This is a genomic window from Rhodococcus cerastii (assembly GCF_033042195.1).
GTDB lineage: Bacteria > Actinomycetota > Actinomycetes > Mycobacteriales > Mycobacteriaceae > Rhodococcoides.
In genome coordinates, this window is the sequence record NZ_JAWLKF010000034.1 from 1 (window position 1) to 1,481 (window position 1,481).

The 1,481-nt window shown below is 62.7% G+C and carries 2 protein-coding genes; both read left to right on the plus strand.

Features of this window, described 5'->3' with window-relative positions:
- Positions 1-246 precede the first annotated feature (246 nt).
- Positions 247-459, plus strand: coding sequence for a hypothetical protein (locus R3P93_RS24460; RefSeq protein WP_317534360.1), 213 nt, complete (start codon positions 247-249; stop codon positions 457-459).
- 47 nt (positions 460-506) lie between these two features.
- Entirely contained in the window at positions 507-1,472 is a 966-nt protein-coding gene (locus tag R3P93_RS24465) for a DDE-type integrase/transposase/recombinase (protein WP_317534361.1), read from the plus strand.
- The last annotated feature ends 9 nt before the right edge of the window (positions 1,473-1,481 follow it).

Here is a 1,481-nt window from a genome sequence, read left to right on the forward strand (position 1 = left end):
CCCTCTTTGCCAAGCTTCTGGTGAGTCATTCGAGAAGCTATGGAGGGTTACTGCATGTTGAGTGCTGAGTTCACAGGGGAGCAGATTCGGGAGATGGTGTTCGAGTACTGCCGGTTGCCGTATGGCCAGCATGGGCCATGGATGGCGGCGCATCCGTCCGTCTCGAGGGGCATGATGACGCGCTGGCGGACGGCGGTGTTCGACGGCGACGTGGACCGCGGGCTGGTTCCGCGTCAGACTGAACCGATGAACTCGCAACCGAAGGGCCGGCAGGGAATGGTCGAACGGCGAGCCATCGAGACGGCGCGCCACGCCGAGGAACTCGCCCGACGTGACGCTCAGATCCGTGAGCTCAAGGAGACCAACGAGCTGCTGGGAAAAGCTATCGGGCTCTTGCACACACTGAACGTGCCCGAGCCCGACGACACCCCGACGAGAACCGATCCCACCGATTCCTGAGCGACGAGAACACCCTCGTCGACGAACTGGCCCCACTGACCGGATCGGTGCGTCGAGCATTGACGTTGGTCGGGTTGTCCCGCTCGACGTGGCACTACCGCCGCAACCCCAGGGTCAAGACCGAACACCCTGTGCACCAACGAGATCGGAAGTATCCGAGCAGAATCGACACCACCGATCGCGCCCGGGTCGAGGCGTTGATCGACACCGGGTGGCAAGCCGGGAACTCGGTCGATCACTCCTTCGCCACCGCCTGGGACAACGGGTCGATGATGGCATCACGTCGCTCGTGGTGGCGTATCGCAGCAGCGGTCCTCGACCAACGCAACCGCCCGAAGACACCGACCAAGAAGAGCACCCGAACCCCGCGCCCGATGCCCGTGCACACCGCTACCGCACCTGGTCAGGTGTGGAGTTGGGACATCACCGATCTGCACTCCCCGTGGCGCGGTGCCTCGTTCAAGGCGTACTCGATCATCGACATCCACTCCCGCCTGATCGCGGGGTGGCGTGTGGAGGAACGAGAGAGCGACCACCTCGCCGCGGAGATGTTCGAGACAGCCATACAGCGTTACGGCGCACCATCATTCGTTCACGCAGACTCCGGTGCAGCGATGCGCTCGAACACCCTCAGGAACTGTTTGACCGCGCACGGTGTCGAGCTCACCCACAACCGGCCTTATGTCAGTAACGACAATCCGTTCTCCGAGTCCGAGTTCCGGACCATGAAATACCGGCCGAACTACCCGGGCATGTTCTCCGACATCGATGCCGCCCGCGGGCATCTCACCGACTACGTCGACTGGTACAACACCGACCACAAACATTCCGGCATCGCCCTGTTCTCACCAGCGGACGTCCATTCCGGGAACTGGCGAAACCTGTGGACCGACCGAGACCGAGCTCACCAGGCCTATTACGACCGACACCCCGAACGGTTCCGCCGCCGCCCCTGCACACCACAACCGCCCGCAACAGTCGGAATCAACAACAACCGACTCCAGACAGCTTGACATTGAGCG